15 protein-coding genes are annotated in these 16,651 nt (G+C 45.2%); 4 read left to right on the forward strand and 11 right to left on the reverse strand.

Annotated features, from left to right (window positions below):
- Nucleotides 1-52 precede the first annotated feature (52 nt).
- The 4 genes from rfbA to ACN081_RS05365 all read left to right on the forward strand — a co-directional run bounded on the left by rfbA (nt 53) and on the right by ACN081_RS05365 (nt 3,790).
- A complete protein-coding gene (gene rfbA, locus ACN081_RS05350) occupies nt 53-913 on the forward strand; it encodes a glucose-1-phosphate thymidylyltransferase RfbA (RefSeq protein WP_419103327.1) in 861 nt (286 codons plus the stop codon).
- A gap of 166 nt (nt 914-1,079) precedes the next feature.
- Nucleotides 1,080-2,489, forward strand: coding sequence for a polysaccharide biosynthesis tyrosine autokinase (locus ACN081_RS05355; protein WP_419103328.1), 1,410 nt, complete (start codon nt 1,080-1,082; stop codon nt 2,487-2,489).
- A gap of 144 nt (nt 2,490-2,633) precedes the next feature.
- Nucleotides 2,634-3,497, forward strand: a complete 864-nt coding sequence (locus ACN081_RS05360; protein WP_419107174.1) for a nucleotidyltransferase family protein — start codon at nt 2,634-2,636, stop codon at nt 3,495-3,497.
- Complete coding sequence (locus tag ACN081_RS05365; RefSeq protein ID WP_419107175.1) at nt 3,494-3,790, forward strand: PqqD family protein; 297 nt, start codon at nt 3,494-3,496, stop codon at nt 3,788-3,790. The genes ACN081_RS05360 and ACN081_RS05365 overlap by 4 nt, the downstream gene beginning before the upstream one ends.
- A 79-nt stretch (nt 3,791-3,869) precedes the next feature.
- On the opposite strand, the gene ACN081_RS05370 is transcribed toward ACN081_RS05365, so the two are convergent.
- The 11 genes from ACN081_RS05370 to ACN081_RS05420 all read right to left on the reverse strand — a co-directional run bounded on the left by ACN081_RS05370 (nt 3,870) and on the right by ACN081_RS05420 (nt 16,646).
- Complete coding sequence (locus tag ACN081_RS05370; RefSeq protein ID WP_419107176.1) at nt 3,870-5,024, reverse strand: glycosyltransferase; 1,155 nt, start codon at nt 5,022-5,024, stop codon at nt 3,870-3,872.
- Between the two features lie 5 nt (nt 5,025-5,029).
- Nucleotides 5,030-5,968, reverse strand: coding sequence for a glycosyltransferase family 2 protein (locus ACN081_RS05375; protein WP_419107177.1), 939 nt, complete (start codon nt 5,966-5,968; stop codon nt 5,030-5,032).
- A 61-nt stretch (nt 5,969-6,029) separates the two neighbouring features.
- Complete coding sequence (locus ACN081_RS05380; protein ID WP_419107178.1) at nt 6,030-7,073, reverse strand: glycosyltransferase family 4 protein; 1,044 nt, start codon at nt 7,071-7,073, stop codon at nt 6,030-6,032.
- On the reverse strand, nt 7,070-8,146 hold the full coding sequence (locus ACN081_RS05385; RefSeq protein WP_419107179.1) for an acyltransferase family protein: 1,077 nt from the start codon (nt 8,144-8,146) through the stop codon (nt 7,070-7,072). The genes ACN081_RS05380 and ACN081_RS05385 overlap by 4 nt, the downstream gene beginning before the upstream one ends.
- Before the next feature lie 131 nt (nt 8,147-8,277).
- Entirely contained in the window at nt 8,278-9,489 is a 1,212-nt protein-coding gene (locus ACN081_RS05390) for a zinc ABC transporter permease (protein ID WP_419107180.1), read from the reverse strand.
- On the reverse strand, nt 9,486-10,628 hold the full coding sequence (locus ACN081_RS05395) for a glycosyltransferase (protein ID WP_419107181.1): 1,143 nt from the start codon (nt 10,626-10,628) through the stop codon (nt 9,486-9,488). The genes ACN081_RS05390 and ACN081_RS05395 overlap by 4 nt, the downstream gene beginning before the upstream one ends.
- Nucleotides 10,619-12,862, reverse strand: a complete 2,244-nt coding sequence (locus ACN081_RS05400; protein ID WP_419107182.1) for an N-acetylneuraminate synthase family protein — start codon at nt 12,860-12,862, stop codon at nt 10,619-10,621. Before ACN081_RS05400 ends, ACN081_RS05395 begins: the two co-directional genes overlap by 10 nt.
- The gene (locus ACN081_RS05405) at nt 12,859-13,584 is read right to left on the reverse strand and encodes a cytidylyltransferase domain-containing protein (RefSeq protein WP_419107183.1); all 726 of its coding nucleotides are present in this window, start codon (nt 13,582-13,584) and stop codon (nt 12,859-12,861) included. The genes ACN081_RS05400 and ACN081_RS05405 overlap by 4 nt, the downstream gene beginning before the upstream one ends.
- A complete protein-coding gene (locus ACN081_RS05410; protein ID WP_419107184.1) occupies nt 13,584-14,642 on the reverse strand; it encodes an RNA-binding protein in 1,059 nt (352 codons plus the stop codon). Before ACN081_RS05410 ends, ACN081_RS05405 begins: the two co-directional genes overlap by 1 nt.
- The gene (locus ACN081_RS05415) at nt 14,633-15,631 is read right to left on the reverse strand and encodes a CgeB family protein (RefSeq protein WP_419107185.1); all 999 of its coding nucleotides are present in this window, start codon (nt 15,629-15,631) and stop codon (nt 14,633-14,635) included. Before ACN081_RS05415 ends, ACN081_RS05410 begins: the two co-directional genes overlap by 10 nt.
- The gene (locus ACN081_RS05420) at nt 15,624-16,646 is read right to left on the reverse strand and encodes an NAD-dependent epimerase/dehydratase family protein (RefSeq protein ID WP_419107186.1); all 1,023 of its coding nucleotides are present in this window, start codon (nt 16,644-16,646) and stop codon (nt 15,624-15,626) included. The genes ACN081_RS05415 and ACN081_RS05420 overlap by 8 nt, the downstream gene beginning before the upstream one ends.
- Between the last annotated feature and the right edge of the window lie 5 nt (nt 16,647-16,651).

The raw sequence follows: 16,651 nt of genomic DNA on the forward strand, positions 1-16,651 counted from the left end.
CGTTTGCACAAATAACAAATATTTCATTGATTTTCATGACACAATAAAGCGTATGAAGGGAATTATTTTAGCGGGGGGAACCGGTAGTCGACTCCACCCCATCACACTCGGCATCAGTAAGCAGCTCACTCCTGTTTACGACAAACCAATGATTTATTATCCGCTCTCAACTTTAATGTTGGCGGGTATCCAAGATATCCTCATTATTACAACACCAGAGGATAGTGAACAATTCCAGCGTCTACTTGGGGACGGATCGCAATTTGGAGTTTCATTCACGTACAAGGTGCAGCCCTCTCCAGATGGCCTAGCACAAGCGTTCTTATTGGGAGAAGAACACATCGGCAACGATAGTGTGGCGCTCGTACTAGGTGACAATATCTTTTACGGCCCGGGCCTAGGCAATCAGCTTCGTAAATATAGCAACATCGAAGGAGCCGCAGTCTTCGGTTACCGTGTTGCTGACCCAAGAGCTTATGGCGTCGTTGAATTTGACGAAGATTTCAAAGCTCTCTCAATTGAAGAGAAGCCAGAGAACCCTAAGAGCGATTACGCTATTCCAGGGTTATATTTCTACGATAATCACGTTGTCGAACACGCTAAAAGCATTAAGCCTTCTGCCCGCGGAGAGCTAGAAATCACCGATTTGAACAGGGTCTACCTTGAGCAAGGAAAATTGCAGGTAGAGGTCCTTCCTCGTGGAACTGCATGGCTAGACACCGGAACTTTTGATTCTTTAGCAGATGCAACGAGCTTCATTCGCACTGTTCAAGCACGTCAAGGTCTATCTATTGGTTGCCCTGAAGAAATTGCTTGGCGTATGGGATACCTCAGCGACGAGCAACTAGCTCAGCGGGCACAGCCGTTAGTAAAGAGTGGATACGGACAATATCTTCTCAATCTCTTGAAGTAGTTCTCAAAGCACTTACGTCATTGGGCACTCGACGTTTCGTGAAAGCAATTACTTTTGAGAGTTTTCTATCACTCACTGAAGTAGACAAAGCGACCAGTGTTAGAATGACCAAGACTTAAACTATCTTTATCTCCACCATCATTCCGCCTTTTGAAGGTTTTACAATATGACAATTCTTGATTTTGCGCGTCTGCTCAGGGTTAACCTGAAACTCTTAGTCATCGGCGCACTCATCGGAGCCCTCTTAGGGCTGGGGTATTCACTCCTCCAACCTAAAATCTATGCTTCATCTGCCACCGGCTACGTCACTGTTGGGCAGTCTGAGGGTATCGGCGATGTAATTTCCGGTAGCTCAGCAGCAAAAGATAAAGCACGCTCTTACCTAGCATTAGTATCTTCCGGCCCTGTTGCAAAACAGATTCTTGCAGAGAACCCTGACCTCAAACTCTCTGAAGGTCAGATTCGTGGAAGTTTACGGGCTTCTCTCGAAGGTGAGTCTGCTCTTATCCGAGTTCGTGCAACAGCAACTAGCCCCGAAGGCGCTCAGGTACTAGCAAACTCTTCTTTAGAAGCGACAGCAAAAGTTGTTAATGAGCTAGAAGGATCCACTACTGTTCGTGTTGTCCCTCTTGATGACGCAACACTCCCTGGCGCTCCTATCAGCCCTGACACGAAAAAGAATGTTGGCATTGCTGCACTCATTGGCTTGGTTGCTGTCTTTGCTGTCATCTTCCTACGCCGTGCACTAGACGTCAAAGTTCGTACTCGTAACGATGTCATTAAAGCTACTGATGCTGGCATTTTGGGCATGCTCCCAGAGACTGAGAGCCTTTCTGAAGATCAAGTCACCACGAACAAAGACGACCATGCTTCTCAAGAAGCAGTTCGTCAGCTACGTACAAACCTCCGCTTCGTCAACGTTGATAAACCACCGCGTTCTATTATTGTGACATCTTCTGAACCTGGCGAAGGTAAGTCCACTGTGGCAACTTCTTTGGCTCGTTCTTTGGCTGAAGCTGGCGAGCCAACCATCATTATCGATGCTGACTTGCGTCGTCCAACCATCGCAAAGAAGTTTAAGATTGACTCTAAGCTTGGTTTGAGCCAGCTCCTTGCCGGTCAGATTACGCTTCAGGAAGCGACCCGCCCATACAATGGCAGCCCAAACCTTCACATCTTGCCAGCAGGACATACTCCCCCGAATCCTTCTGAACTGCTTGGTTCAGAGAAAATGAGTCAGCTTATTGATGATCTTACGAAAGAGTTTAAGGTCATCATTGACGTTCCTCCGCTTCTTCCTGTAACCGATGCTTCGCTCTTGGCTCCATCAGTAGATGGCGTACTCCTCGTAGCAACAGTGGGAAAGACTCGTAAGGAACATCTTGAAGAGTCCTCGAAGATGATTAGAAAAGTTGGGGCTAACCTCTTTGGTGCGGTCATCAACCGTACACCGCTTAGCGGCCTCGGCAATTCTTACTACGGCTTTGGCTATGCAGGAACCTACGGAGGATACACCTCCTACTATGGTTCTGATAAAGATAAAGCCAAAAAAGCAAAAACCAAACGTAAAAAATAGCATCTAGCTATCAGGGGTGGTGTGGTACTTCGTAGATACCGCACCACCCCTTTCGTCTGGTATGGTGTAAGACCCTCCCAGCATACCTCCAGAGATTTTTAGAGATACAATGGTACTAACGCATAGATTCAAGGGACATAGATTTTGAGCGATCATCTTCAAAGCAATAGCTCTACTACAGAGCAACAGGTTTCTTTGCCTGTACGTATTCGCCTATCTCATGCTTATTTTCAGCATCTAGCTGATCTCAACGGTATCGATATCCTACATATTAAAGGTTATGCTTTCGAAAAAGAAGCATACCGCCCAGGTAGAACAAGTACCGATGTCGATGTACTCGTACGGCCTGCCCATGTAGAACGTTTTATCTACATCCTCAATCAAGCTGGTTGGCAGACCCTAGCTCATTTTGAAACAGGTTCCATTTTCGAGCATGCACAAACTCTTTATCACCCATCGTGGGGGTTAACAGACATTCACCGTTATTTCCCAGGCCTTGGGTATGAAAACCCTACACGAGCTTTTGACCAGTTATGGGAAAGGCGTCGTGTGAAAGAAATAGCGCATTACCCATGTATGGTTCCGTCTCTCATAGATATGCAACTCATCGTCGTTTTGCATGGTGCACGAGCTTCTGCAAAAGTTAAACCTGATATAACGTTCTTAGATTCTTCTCTTGAGGCTTCTGACTGGGATAATTTACGTACTCGAGCAGAAGAGCTAGATTCTTTATTAGCTTTTGATACGGCTCTAGGGAATATTGAAGCGCATAAAGATAGCCGTCACTATCTCCTCTGGAAATCTGTTTCGGAAGACTCAACGCCAGCCATTCAATGGACAGCTCGTCTACGAAGGGCCAAAACATTAGGCGATAAATGGAGAGTTATTAAATCCATCGTTGCAGTCAACGAAGACCATCTAGCGATGACCTTAGGTAGAAAACCAACCCGTCAAGAACTTCGAGAAAAATTCTTTGAACGATTTACAGCTATCAGGAGAAAACGATGAGCACCCCACAATACACTCATTCTTCTTCTTGCGCGTTCGTTCTGAACCATGAGGTTGAAACACATCAAGAATTCTATGCAGTCTATCTTGCTGACTTACGCACATCAGAAATCATGATTCTTGAAGGCTCTAGCGCCGCAATCTGGGTACTTTTAGAAGCCCCCATGACCTTAGAAGAACTGATCAACGAAATCAGTGAAATCTATCAGGTGCCCGTTGAGGATATTAAAGATGAGGTAACAGATTTTATCCAGTCTTTTGTTTCTAAAGGGTATCTCAAAGAAAACAGCTAAAAGAAAAGAGTGGTACGAGAATTTCTCTCGTACCACTCTTTTATCTCAATACATTCTTGAGGCGTCACAATGATTAGTTCTAGAGGGAAGCTAATTTCTGACGAAGTTGTCGAACGAATTGCTTTTCAGAAAACTTTTGAATATATTCACGAATATGCTGAGCGTCCCATTGTTCAGGGTTGAAAGTGTCTACAGCATGATAAATATTTTCTTGTGTCGGTTTCTCAATAAAACACCCATTCACGTTCTCTTGAATGGTGTCTAGATAACCACCCGCTCGTAAGGCAATCGTTGGTTTTCCATAAGAGCCAGCTTCTAGGGGCGTCAGCCCAAAATCCTCGTAAGAGACCGCTAATAAAGCACGACAATGAGCATATGCCCCACTTAGCTGTGCATCAGAAACATTATGAGCAAAACGGATATTATCCGCCGCCATTTTTTTCAATTCCTGAGCCATTGGCCCAGAACCAATAATAAGAAGTTTCTGACCTAACCGGTTAAACGCTTGCACAACATCTGCCACATTTTTATACGGCAAAAGACGAGAAACCACGAGAAAATAATCGCCGTCAGCCATAAACTCTTCTAATCCGGCAATAGGTTCGATTACGTCCGTTGAACTCGTAGAATACGGCGGGAAGATAATCTCAGCATTCTTTCCGTATACGTCGAAGATACGTTGACGAATCACCGTAGAGTTACCGACATAAGGGCCCGCTTTCTGTGCAGCACGTTTATCCCAATGGATTAATGCAGGGCGAAGAACTTTCAATGCGACACCAATTAATGGGTGAGTAGAATTCCCTAAATACTCATCGCTCAGGTATAGCCATCGTGCCGGAGAGTGGCAGTAAATGAGTGATGCACCAGAAAAGTTAAAGCCATGCGCCCACCCTGTGCTGGAGACAAGAGTCTTCCGTGCTGGTACGCGAAGGAAAGAGCTTGCAAGCGGAAGGACGGGTAGAGCCAAACGATGATTCTTGCGGAAAACTCCTATTTTGTTTAAAGGAGAGACAACCACTTTTGCGTCTTTAAATTCTGGGTACGTATTCTCAGGATCATATAACGTAGTGTAAATCGTAGCTTCCGGAAAAGCTTTATGCATAGCAAGCACAACGCGTTCTGCACCACCACGTTGTGTGAGGTAGTCATGAGCAATAGCGAACTCTTCTGTTATGGGTGCGGTGCGAGAGAATTTGCGAAGGAAGTTCTTGAACTGGGGGAAAAGAACCATGGAGTTTAGAAGACCTTTCGGGCGCGTTGAGGATATGTAATTCCGGCATATCCAGCAGACTCTACAACAAGTGAAATAAGTTTTTCTGAAACTTTACGAGGAAGCCTATCAGCCACAGAATCAATAGCTGATCCAAAGATATTAATGGTTTTCTCGGTGGTTAGAGCGGCAACAGCTTTGACAGCAGTTCCCCACAAACCATGGAGTTTAATGTCCCCTAAAACTTCATCACCATGTTTATCAATAAAGATTGCCCGTGCAGCGCCAGAGTGTAAAGCTCTGGTTGCTCGTCCTGCAGTTGTTGTTGCCGCGATATAGTGACGAGATTCCAGCTCTGGTGCAAGAATAATGGTTGCTCCAGCTTGATGGAGCATATACCCCATATCAACGTCTTCCCAACCGTAAAGTCGGTATCGTTCGTCATAGCCACCAACTTTTTCGTACATGTGACGGCTCAGCGAAGCATTTGCATTCCAAAAGTTCCATCGACGATCAGGAGAAACTCGATATGCGTCTTCTCGGAACTTTATATCGCGATGGTATCCATAAGCTCGTGCATAAGCATTATCAGGATACACATTGTGGACTAAACCAATCACTCCAGTCTCACCATCGCCCTGATGTAGGCGGATATGTTCCGCAATAAAATCTTCGCCCGGTTCAAGATCATCATCACAACGAATCAGAATCTCTGCATCAGCAGCCTGATGCCCTGCGTTAAGAGCTTTAGAACGTCCACGATTTTCCGGAAAAACGATAGCCTCAATGTTGAGAATACCGCGCTGTTGGTAGGTCTTTACGACGCTCTCAGATCCGTCAATATCACCATCGCAGACAACAATAACTTGAAAATCTTTTTCGGTCTGTTGTTCTAGAGCATCTAAAGGATAGTGAAGTTTAGATGCTCCTCCCCTAGTGGGGATAATAACTGCTGCTTTATACATTTAAAGGTGCTCTCCCATGAGTGAATTACGTACTCTTCTAACGCAAAGAGTCTAAAGGTTGTTAACAATATCTTTTGAGGAGTTCTTCCACACGGGCTTTTCCTGCTTCTGGAGAAAAGTATTCAAACCAACGCCAGTAGAGGTTTTCTACCGTATGTTGTAATTCTTCTGGACTTTGCAATAGCTCCTTGCCCATACGACGAATCATCCTTGCCAAATCTGAAGCACAAGATTTTGCGGATACCCAAGGATAACCTTCACCAAGTATTTCAGGCAGTGCTCCCGCGTCAGAGATGATAAGAGGAACCTTGGCACTCATCGTTTCAGCCGCGACAAGACCAAAAACCTCGTTACAGATTGAAGGAACAACCAATATATCGACATTCTTCATCAAAGTTGCTGGTTCAACCCATCCAAGAAGTTCAAGGTTCTGTCCTAACGCTGATAATGCATACTGTATTTTTTCCTGACTGCGTTTGTCGACAAAGTGAGGTTCACCAGCAAGTACCAATGAATAGTTTTCTTCAGGGAATTCTTGATTCAATTCTTGTATGGCATAAGCGAGGACATCTGTTCCTTTAATTTCAGATGGGCGACCAAGAAAACCTACTTTAATGTTTCTCGGTGAGCATGTTCTTCGTTCTAAAGGCATAGGTACTTCGTTAACCCAGTTATAGAACGTCTCAGTTCCAGATATTTGGTCACTTACAAAATTACTGGGGACTAGCGTAACTAGAGCTTTTCTTCGAGCAATGGGAACAAGATATTTCAGTTTTCCTTCGGGAAATTGGTGCAAGTGAACGATACGGTTGGGATGCCCTGCAGTAGCGAATGAGGGAACTAACCCGTTACACCACAACACGCCTTCGCGATACTTTTTATCCCATGCACGAAGCTGAGCAATATAGTGTTTACGTGTCGTTGCCGGTAATACGATGGTGTCAAATCCCTCATCTTGTGTAGCTTCGACCAGCGTAGATGGTTCGGCAGGTCCGACAACGGTGACGTGGTGGCCCAAGCTTCGAGCAACGCGGGCAATATTCAGGAGCATGACTTCTCCCCCGCCGATATCACCATTATTTGTGGCGATCGTTAGTTTTTTCATGCGTTTTTCCTCTGAGCTCCGAATTTTTCTAAAAGATAGTTTTTTACACGTCCACTAATTGTTGTCTCAACAAAACGATATAAGAATGATGCCCATAATACTACGATAGCAAAAACAACTATTCGATTAATCCATCCTGCCCCAAGATAAGGCGTTAACAAATATATAAGTATAAATCCCATAACATTATGATTTAGATATGCAGAATAAGATATCTTTCCCATGAAGTATATTGGACCTCTGTCAAGAAAAGGACATGTCTGAAAATGAACGACAGTAAAAAATATAACAGTTACTATAAAAACTGAAACCCCATACGTTATATTATGTTGAATATACGCATTATAAGCAGCAATAAACATCAATAACGGCATATACCATTTAAATTTACGATCATAACTATAGAAGAACATGATCATACCAAAAGAAAAGAGAGGAGCATGCTCTGCTAAAAATAACCATATAATCATTTTTGGTATACCAGTTGGTTTAATAAAAATATTGCAAAGAATAAAACCTAAAATAGACCAAAAAATAGCAAAGCCAATAATAAATTTCTTATTTAACTTACCTTTATTCAGCACAAGGTAAGTTAACATCAGAATATAGAACTGCATCTCTGTTGCAAGAGTCCAGTACACCGTATCGACGTTGGGGACCATCAAGAAACGCTGAAACATCGTAATATTTACAACAGCATCTTTAATGGTAATAGCATGATTTTCAGCTCCTACTACGAGCAGGAGAAAAGTAGAAACTAAAAGTGCTACCCAATAGGAAGGATACAACCGTGAGAAACGGGATATAACAAAGTTCTTTGCCGTTTTCCCTCGAATGGCTGTTAATAAAATAACAAAACCACTAATCATAAAAAATAGTTGAACGCCAAGAGCCCCAAAAGAAAAATCATAGGGAGATTTGGGCTGAGATGGGAAAAACTCGTTATAAGGAGACCCAAAATGTCCTATAATAACACCAAGAATCGCTAGACCGCGAAGCCCGTCTAAAGCATAGAAACGACCATTCTTATAGTCCTGAGGATTAAGATATTCAGGAAGTTTTTTATGCTTCATAAGTCGTCCTTGTATTTTCTGCCTAATTTTATTAAGTATCGCATTTACTATCTACTACTGATATAAGTCATTATTCAAAGAGTGATTCTCGTGTAGTTTTCCACATGGAGAATCACTCTTTGATAGTTGTACTATACCGATTTATATTTTTGTTGTTCCTCTTGCTGCTGATAATATCCAATAGCATCTTTAGGTTTCAACAAGTAGGAAAGACCAAGACCTACCGTAATTGCCCAAGGAATAGTCAGAATAACTTCACCAAGACGCCAGCTGCAGATAGCGAGAAGAACGATAGCCGCCTCAGCAACGATAATACGTTCTTTACCTTTCTGGTATTGCTGTTTCCAGAAGAATATTGCCAAAAGAGTAATGAGTAAAACCGCGAACATCCAAATCCACCCACCTTCAACGAAGAGAGTATAAAAAGAGTTATGGAATAGCCACCGGCGGTCATCCCCGCCGGGTAAGAATATGTACGCTTGTCCAAGTCCTTGACCGTGCCATGGAGTCTGAGCAACTTTTTCCAACGTCGCGGCGTCGATACGTGCACGCAATAAATCGCTACCATCACGGTTTGCAAAAACACCAGCTTGAGCGTAGTTTTCTGTTAGGTAGTCCACTGCCCACACAATGAATATAGCTAAAACAAATTTTGCGAAAAGACCGATTCTCTTACCAAAGGTCAACCATAGAAGTGCAAACATGTAACCGGCGAGAGAAGTGCGCGAACCAGTTTCCCAAAGCAGAACGCTAAAGAGTATAAAAGCTAATAGCTTTTTCTTTTTATCATCAAGGTACGTAAAAAAGAGCAAACCAATAAAAGCGTACCAAAGCCCGGAAACGTTCTTATCACCAAGCCATCCCGTCAAAAATCCAGTATAGGCGTCCGGCGCGATACCAGCATAATATGCAGCGGCGTTGAACATCATGCCGGTTGCAATACCAAAAATTAAAGATCGTGCGTCAATTCTTTTATCTCCGATAAAAAGGGCTAGAAGAATCACTACAGAGATGCGGAATGCCCTTCTTACAGTCTCGTCAACGGTAGAAATTCCAAAAGTGACAGAACTTATCGAAGCATAAGCAAGTGCCAAAACAGCAATAACAATAAACAAATTAAGCCGAGAATCATCATAATGTGATTTCCGTGTGGACGCATGAGCTACAAGAAGAACAGACACTATAGTGCCTAGAGGGAGCCCAAAGAATGTTGTTCCCAAAACAAACATAAACATACCAAAGATAAAGTCAATCAGGACAATCCTGCCAACGCTCTCTTTGAGATGTTTTGCTTCGGCAGTAAGAGCACCGTTCATACGTTCAGAGAGGGAAGCTGCACTCATGAGGAACTCACTTTCTGATAGATGTTCACGATATTAGCTGTCATTTCTTCTACACTAACCCACTGCTGTTGGGACGGTTTTTCAGCGTGTGCTTTTTGAGTAAGTTTTTGGGCAACGAGCTTAATGACGTCTTCACGGTTATCTTTAGTAATAGCAGGAACAAGATCTTCAGGAGCAACAATCTCGCGGTTTCCGCCAACATCGGTGGCGATAGTCTTCATTCCAGCAAGGTGAGCGTCAATGAGCGTGTATGAAAGATTTTCCCATACTGATAGCTGAACTAGAATATCGTGTTCTGCCATGGCTTGGACAGAATCCACGAACCCTGGGAAATGGACTTTTGTCTCAATGCCAAGGCTTCGTGCCTGGTCTTCTAATACCTCACGTAATGGGCCGCTACCCGCAATAGTTAAAGAAGCATCAGGGTTATGTTCAGAAAAATGAGCAAACGCTTCAAGAAGTACGTCAAGACCTTTCTCTGGAGAAAGACGAGAAAGAGAAAGCACTTTTATATTTTGAGATGTTCGCTCCGTACGATAGCTTTCTAACTGTTTCAAAAGATCAGTACCGTGAACACCGTTCAGAACGACGTTCACACTAGAGGCACCCCATTTACGGCGCATCTGTTCAGCCGTCGAACGGGACACCGCAATCGCAGCATCTGTACCAGCCAAGCGGACACGATGGATTCCTGCCATTAAACGAGAACGCCACGAGCTCCCATGATATACCTCATCGTTACCAGCAATACCGTGTTCGGTTGTCACTAAAGACGGTACACGAATGCTTTTCTTCACCAAAGATTGCAATTTAAGACTCTGAGTCACAGCACATGCCACAACATCAGAGTATGCAAGATGTGAGTGAAGGATACGAGGCTGAACCTGTTTTATTGCTGCTAACAAAGATTTAAAAGAGGTAGCAAAACCGTAGTCAGGGCCATACTGCGCGGTAATAACCTCAGTTCCTTGCTTTTGAAGCTGACGGGTGAGTTCACCTTCAGGTGCGAGGACAATCAGCTGATAGCCGGGTAGCCCGGCACGTGCAGAATCTACAACGTGCCGGGCTACTCCACCAAATTCAGGAACCGGAATTGCCCAGAGAGCAACCGGCAACTGGGATGTGTCTTTTAGAGCCACTTTTCAAGCCGATCTAGAGCGGTAAAGAATCCTTCACCGTTGTTGATATGGCCCTGCCAAATTTCTGGAATAAAGGATGACTGAGGAGTCAGCTCACGAAGCTGTTTACCGAGAGCTGCCCAGTCGACATCGCCTTCACCCACTTGAACGCCTTCACCGTCGACACCTTTGCCATCTACCAAATGCAGGTGGATAGAGCGTGGTGCCAATAGTTCTACTGCTTCAGATAGCGGAATCTTCAAGAAGTTTGCAGCCAACATGGTGTGTGAGATATCGAGGCATAGCGCGGTGTTATAGGTATCTGAGAATTCTGCGGTGTCTTGAGGGTCAAGGAAGAGGTTATGGTATTGCTGACCGCCCATCAACCAAGGATAAGGCGGCAGAGTTTGCGCCGCGATACGGACCCCAGAAGTATCTAGTTTGCCAAGAGCCTCACCAATACGCTCATACTTATCAGCACGTGCAGAAGCAGGGATATGTCCGTCTTTGGTGAAACCACCCATGGTCACGACCATGACAGGGTCATCATCTACGGTGAAGTAACGGGTAAGGTCACGAGTAATGTCGATGGTGCGTTGAACCTCAGCGATGGAACGCTCCCAAATATCTTGGTCACGGGAGGCGAGGTCTACTAAGAAATCACCAGCAAAGAGGTCTGGCAGGTGAGTTGTAAAGCTCATGGGAAGCTTCTGGTCAAAGACATCGTCGATGTTAATTTCGAGATCTTTATACGAGAAATGGAACTCAAGAAAATCAGGCTTTGAGTCTTCGATGAGGGGTTTGTAGTCGTGGTAACGGACAGGAAGACCCCAAGGACGGTCAAAGGTGAAGTCTCGACGAGTCACAAGGTCATCTTTGAGGTCCCCTTCAAAGAAGAAGGAGCCTGCTTCAACGTCACGTTGCATGGTACGTCCGACAAGTTGCGGCAAGCAGTTCGGCTGGAGTCCACGGCCAGGAGATTTAACAGCAACGTCAGCTTCTGAAACGATCTCGCCTTTAGCAATATTACGAGTTGCAACCAATGATTTTGCCAAGTTTACGCGGTTCATAAGCTCACCAGTAGACACTTCACGAGGAGCTGCTGTTCCGATAGCTTCTTCTACTTCACGGATTTGAGTCACCATTGCGGTGAATTCTTCTGGAAGCAACGAGACGGTGTGGTCGTTGCCTTCAAGAGTTTTATCGATAGTGAAGTGCTTTTCAATAATTTTTGCTCCGCGTGCTACAGCAGCGACCGGAACGTGATATCCGCGTTCGTGTCCGGAGTAGCCGACAAGGCACTGACCAATTTCAGCAAGACGATCCATGTATGCAAGGTTGACGTCTTTGAACGGTGCCGGGTACGCAGATTGGCATTGTAAGAGAGCGTACGAAGCTCCACGATTCTGTAGGAGTTTGACCGACTCACGGATTTCTTCTTCACGGCTCATACCGGTAGAAACCAGCATGGGTAGACCACGAGAGGCAACGTCTTCAAGAAGTTCATGGTTTGTGAGGTCGGCAGAAGCAATCTTCATGCCTTGAATACCGTAATCGACAAGAGCCTGAACAGAAGGTGCGTCCCAAGGGGTACACATAATGTCCATATTGTGTTCTTTGACGTGGTCAAAGACTTCGTACATCTGGTCAACAGACAATGAGAAACGTGAGAGCAGGTCAAGGGTATATTGTACGCCGAGGTCTTCACCTGCAGATTGAGAACCTGCTTGACGGTATAGCGCATCCATATCACGTAGCTGGAACTTCACAGCGTCTGCGCCGGTTTCTACTGCAAGGTCAACAAGACGCTTTGCTAAATCGACATCACCTTGGTGGTTGTTTCCAATTTCTGCGATGATGAATGCTGGGCTGTCTTGGGTAATCTCATGTTTACCGATACGAAGAACATCCTGTTCGTTCATAGCAATAGCAATAAGGTGTCCTCGCTCATCGACGAGTGGAAGATGGGAGATACCTTTAGCGAATTCTGCTTTGAGAGCTGCCGTATCCGTGCCAAAAGGCATACTGTGAACGTTCTTATTCGCAACCTCAAGGGCAGAAGTTTCCAAAGATTCGGTGGGGTGAGCGATCAACCAGCGACGGAAATCTCCATCAGACAGAGCGCCTTGAAGCACACCGGACTCGTTTACAAGAAAGATGATGCGCTGTTGGTTTGCAGAAATTTTTTGTAGAGCGGTGAGAACGGGATCCTCAGAAAACACTACATAGGGGGTGGTATTACGTTCGATAATCATGAGGAGCTACTTTCGTTATGGGTCTTAAGAATCTCGTTGAGCTGGTGTTCGGCTACAGCAAAGTCAATAGGTGCGTCAATGTCAACGCCTTCTACCTCGTCGAGTAAGAAAAGCTCAATATTCTCGGCAAGACGGTTATGGTACTTTTCGTAAATTTCGGTGGCCGTGATATACATTGAGCCGTTTTCACGGTAACGGTAGGTTTCGCGGGTCAGTTCTTGACGGCGGGGACGAGCCATCACCTCATATTGAGCTTGCGGTGGTTCTGTAGCAGTCCAGATGAAAGGACCGATAGGAATGACTCCCACCATAGAGTCAGAATCAGAGCTAGCAAATTGACGGACGGCATGTTCAAGAGTGCCAGGTAAACGAACGGGGCTTGTTGCTTGTAAAAGCATCACAGCGTCAGGGCGTCGTCCCTGCTCTTCGACAAACTCAATAGCGTGCTCGATAACAGGCTCAGTAGCTGTAGTATCTTCCGCTAAATGAGCAGGACGCATAAAAGGAACTTCAGCCCCATATTCACGAGCGATATCTGCGAGTTCGTGGTCGTCTGTTGAAACGATGACGTCCATAATGTGTTCTGGTGCCAGAGCCTCTTGTGCTTCAAGAGCTTGTTCAATAGTCCATGCAACCAGAGGTTTACCTGCGATGAGTTTGAGGTTTTTCCGGGGGATTCCCTTAGAACCTCCGCGCACAGGAATAACGCATAGAATGCGCATTATTTCTCCAATTTTTCTGCGATGATGCGAGCGATAGTATCAGCGGGTGCGGTACATGGTTGAACCGGAGGTTCAGTGGGAGAATCGCCCCAACGATTCATGCCGTACCGTTCCCAAAACTCAATAAGCCATGGTTCTGGTTTAGGGTGATACACCCAAGAAGGAATACCTCGAATAGCAGCTTCTAAGACTCCCGTCGAGAAGATTGAAACGACTGGATGAGTCATCTCATTAAGAGGGATTGCGGACGTGTCCACAGTTATTCCTCGTTGTCCCCATAATTTATGAGTTATTAAAGACAGTTTATCCTTTTCCGAAGGATGTGGTCGATAGATTGCACCGTGATTTAGACAGAATTTATACCCAGCCAGAGCAAAAGATAAACGCGGTAGCTCAGCGCCATGCATCTGCCCTAAAAACACCGGAGTAGAATCAATACTCTCAATATCAACTTTGGGTTTCTGCGCCGCTTCATAAAATAGTTGAGAGCCTACTGTATGAACAGTAATATCTTCTCTTCCCGAGCGCCAAAAATCACCATCAGCATCACTAAAAGCTAATAAAGTTGAATTTTCTGGAAGTGGAGGGGCAAAAGGTGTCATCAATCCGTGCTGAACAACGATAAACTCCCAGCCCATCTTCTGAGCATCACGGTACACGGCAGCGCCTAATGGAAGATAATGCCCAGCAGCTAAAACAACCTTAATATCGCGGTGTTGTGTAAGAACATCGGTATCGACCTCTTGAACCTGCCATGGCCCTTGAGGAAGTAGATACTCAACGTTTATAGGAGCAATCACTGCAACCCGAGAATCCTTCAGATACTCTACGGGACGCAACAAAGAAACAACCGAAGTAGGAGAAGTCGATTCAAGAACAATCAAGAGCTCAGGTTCAGGATGATTCATATGCAGAACACCTGAAACAGCGCAGGATACGATGTTTTGTTCTTGACGTCCCTTCAGCTTACGAAGTAGGTTTTTTACTCGTTGTTCTGGTTTAGAGTTAGCTTGCCATTGTTGCCAAGTAGACAAATCGCGAGGAAATTTTAAAGCCATAAAGTCTCCAAGACTTTGACGCGCTCATCAAATGTATGTTCTGCTAACGTACGGCGTTTCCCTGCTTCACGAATTTTCTGAGCCCACTGTGGGTCAGCAACGATACGTCGGCATAACTCGATGAGCTCTGCGGTAGAAGAATACGTCAACACTTCAGTCCCTGGCTCATAGTATCGAATGACATCGTCACGATCAATAATTTGTAGACCCCCAACACCAGAAGCCTCAAAGGTGCGCATCGTAAAGCCGTCTTGGTCTCCATGAATGTTGAGTGTTCCGGGTGACGCCGCCATCACACCGTATGCCTGAGAGCGATCTAAATCGCGACCAGTCGGCAAACCGGGGTCTTTAAGCTGACGAGTTCGTGCTACGTCCCACCAGTGACGTGACCATTGTTTACCATAAGCTCGAACTGGAATACCTGCCTGATGAAGAGCCTTAAGCATACGTTCACGCCCCTCATAGCGAGCACCGACAAAACTAATATATGTTTCCTTTGAAGGCGCAATCTTCATGTGTGAGTCATAAGCTAAAGGAACATCAATAGCATCAAAACCACGAGATTTTAGGTCTTGTACGTCGGCAGGACTATAACTTGCGATAGGACCGATGTGGTAAAGCAACTCGTCGGTATAGCGCATACGACGAAGCTCATCGTACATCCACGTACCATAACGAACCCCTGAACGTTCAAGGGTCTCCCACCAACGGTGGCCAAGCTGGTCACCTTTGACAACCAAGACAATATCTGGTTTCTGCTCCGAGAAAACAGCAATAGCTTTCTCCGTAACCTGATGCTCTAAATTCTCTGGACGAAAACGTTCAGGAAGATCATGCAAGATTTTATTCGTAATACGTTCTTGAATATTTCCAGGAGCATCATAAACGTGGGCGACAACTTCATAGCCTAGGCGGACGATAGAATCTCGAATCGTCATCCAATAACCATGGAACCCAGGAGAAACTAAGAGTAATTTCGGTTTAGTCATTATGCTCTGCAAGGCCCCGCTCAGTGAGTTCTTCTAGAGCAGTCTCCCAGGCAGAACTATCTGCACCAGGAGCTTTCCAAGACTTCTGAATAAAGTCAGCGATTGCTTCACGTGCACTCCAACGCGCCTGAGGTGCGCCCAAAGAATACGCATAAGACATATCAGCAAGAGCATGATCAATATCGCCAGCTCGTTTGATATCTACGTGTTCGATTATCGCTTCAGAACCACCAGGGACAGCGTCAATAGAATACTGAGCTAGTTGGTCTAAGGTAATACGCTCACCTGAACCAGCGTTAATAATACGGGGAGATTCGTCCAGTTCAGGGAGGTTTGTTAACGCCCAAATCAGAATATCTGCGACATCTTCTACGTGGATGAAGTCACGGGTTTGAGTACCATCCCCATACACAGAAAGGTTCTTACCCTCACGAAGGCGTGCAAGAAAAGCCGCCAATACGCCGGTATAGGGGTTATGGAGGGCTTGTCCCGGACCGATAACGTTCTGTGGGCGGACGATAGTTGCCGGTACTTTGCCAGCAACTACCTCACGGACGATATCTTCACCCTCAGATTTAGTTTCACCATATACAGACAATGGTTTGTGAGGATCTGACTCTTTAGTTGCATGCTCGGCAGAACCTTCTCCATAAACAGCTCGTGAGCTCAGTGAGACAAGAGGAGCATTCCATTTAACAGCATATTCTGCTGCATATCGAGTACCGTCAACGTTCACGCTACGGTAACGCTCAGTTTCGTACATAGACTGGGCTGTTCCGGTCTCAGCCGCAAGGTGAATAATGGCATCAGCACCTTCGAGGTTCTCCCATGTTTCGGGAAGCGCCACGTCGCCAACAATAATTTTTCCGGGGAACTGCGCTTTTTCTGATTCAATATCTTGATGCACTTGCTCTAACAAGCTATCGAGCGCAACAACTTCATGTCCTTGTTCAACAAGTTTTTTTGCGGTTTTCAGACCGATAAAGCCGACTCCGCCAGTTAGTAGAATTTTCATGTTTC

Source organism: Rothia sp. P13129, assembly GCF_048512865.1.
Lineage (GTDB): Bacteria > Actinomycetota > Actinomycetes > Actinomycetales > Micrococcaceae > Rothia.

What these genes read in the sequence shown, in the direction of transcription:
- rfbA (WP_419103327.1), top strand. Translation starts at nt 53, where the DNA reads ATGAAGGGAATTATTTTAGCGGGGGGAACCGGTAGTCGACTCCACCCC.
- ACN081_RS05355 (WP_419103328.1), top strand. Translation starts at nt 1,080, where the DNA reads ATGACAATTCTTGATTTTGCGCGTCTGCTCAGGGTTAACCTGAAACTC.
- ACN081_RS05365 (WP_419107175.1), top strand. Translation starts at nt 3,494, where the DNA reads ATGAGCACCCCACAATACACTCATTCTTCTTCTTGCGCGTTCGTTCTG.
- ACN081_RS05370 (WP_419107176.1), bottom strand. Translation starts at nt 5,024, where the DNA reads ATGGTTCTTTTCCCCCAGTTCAAGAACTTCCTTCGCAAATTCTCTCGC.
- ACN081_RS05375 (WP_419107177.1), bottom strand. Translation starts at nt 5,968, where the DNA reads ATGTATAAAGCAGCAGTTATTATCCCCACTAGGGGAGGAGCATCTAAA.
- ACN081_RS05380 (WP_419107178.1), bottom strand. Translation starts at nt 7,073, where the DNA reads ATGAAAAAACTAACGATCGCCACAAATAATGGTGATATCGGCGGGGGA.
- ACN081_RS05385 (WP_419107179.1), bottom strand. Translation starts at nt 8,146, where the DNA reads ATGAAGCATAAAAAACTTCCTGAATATCTTAATCCTCAGGACTATAAG.
- ACN081_RS05390 (WP_419107180.1), bottom strand. Translation starts at nt 9,489, where the DNA reads ATGAGTGCAGCTTCCCTCTCTGAACGTATGAACGGTGCTCTTACTGCC.
- ACN081_RS05400 (WP_419107182.1), bottom strand. Translation starts at nt 12,862, where the DNA reads ATGATTATCGAACGTAATACCACCCCCTATGTAGTGTTTTCTGAGGAT.
- ACN081_RS05405 (WP_419107183.1), bottom strand. Translation starts at nt 13,584, where the DNA reads ATGCGCATTCTATGCGTTATTCCTGTGCGCGGAGGTTCTAAGGGAATC.
- ACN081_RS05410 (WP_419107184.1), bottom strand. Translation starts at nt 14,642, where the DNA reads ATGGCTTTAAAATTTCCTCGCGATTTGTCTACTTGGCAACAATGGCAA.
- ACN081_RS05415 (WP_419107185.1), bottom strand. Translation starts at nt 15,631, where the DNA reads ATGACTAAACCGAAATTACTCTTAGTTTCTCCTGGGTTCCATGGTTAT.
- ACN081_RS05420 (WP_419107186.1), bottom strand. Translation starts at nt 16,646, where the DNA reads ATGAAAATTCTACTAACTGGCGGAGTCGGCTTTATCGGTCTGAAAACC.